Annotated in this window: 2 protein-coding genes; both read right to left on the bottom strand. The window is 61.7% G+C overall.

All coding sequences use genetic code 11. From position 1 onward, the window contains the following. Positions 1-245: 245 nt before the first annotated feature. A complete protein-coding gene (locus DVH02_RS33505) occupies positions 246-452 on the bottom strand; it encodes a DUF397 domain-containing protein (protein ID WP_114627603.1) in 207 nt (68 codons plus the stop codon). 14 nt (positions 453-466) lie between these two features. Further along, positions 467-734, bottom strand: a 268-nt coding sequence (locus DVH02_RS33510) for a DUF5753 domain-containing protein (RefSeq protein WP_233518624.1), incomplete at its 5' end; no start/stop codon positions are given.

Genomic DNA, 734 nt, shown 5'->3' on the forward strand with positions numbered 1-734 from the left:
GTGCCCCGGAACTGAGCCGACCGTCTGTGCCTCACGGATCGTTGCCTCGTCAGCCTTCCATGACTGAATAATCAAGTCTCCGGTGTCCTCGTCGAGCCAGATGGTCGGAGACTCGTCGCTGGGCGTGTTCGGCTAAATGCCCAGAAATCTCAGAGCCATGACTACCTCCACAGTCGAGTGAACTACTTACTGTCGCCAGACGATCACGGATTCGGCCCGTTGGAGTCAAGTCGCCTGTGGCCTCATCATGGAGTGGGGAAGCCGTCGGCCTTCACGGCGGTGACAAACGAACTCCAGGTGTCGGCAGTGACGACGAGGTGAGGTCCGCCCGGCAGCTTGCTGTCACGCACCGGCATGGTGCCAGGGAAGTCGTCGCAGACCTCTAGGCACTGGCCGTTCGCGCTGCTGTAGCTGCTCTTTCGCCATATTGGCTCTGCAAGGTTGTGTCGCACTCAGGGCACCACTTTCAGTCTCGTCCCCCTGCGACCTCGGCCAGCAGGTCAGCGCTGTCGTCCGGCCCCACGGCCAAGGCTTGTAGGTGCTCGAACATGGATTTGTAGCGGCGGATCTCCGCTTCGGACTCCAGAAAGAGATCACCCGCGGGGGTATCCACATAGACCAGTTCCGGGTCGGCCGGGTCCGGGAAGTCCAGATGGACGAAGCTGCCGGGCATCCCCGGGTGGGCGCCCTTCGTGAAGGGGATCACCTGGAAGGTGACGTGAGGTTGCTCCATG

It is taken from the genome of Streptomyces corynorhini, assembly GCF_003346515.1.
In the GTDB taxonomy this organism is placed as follows: Bacteria; Actinomycetota; Actinomycetes; order Streptomycetales; family Streptomycetaceae; genus Streptomyces; species Streptomyces corynorhini.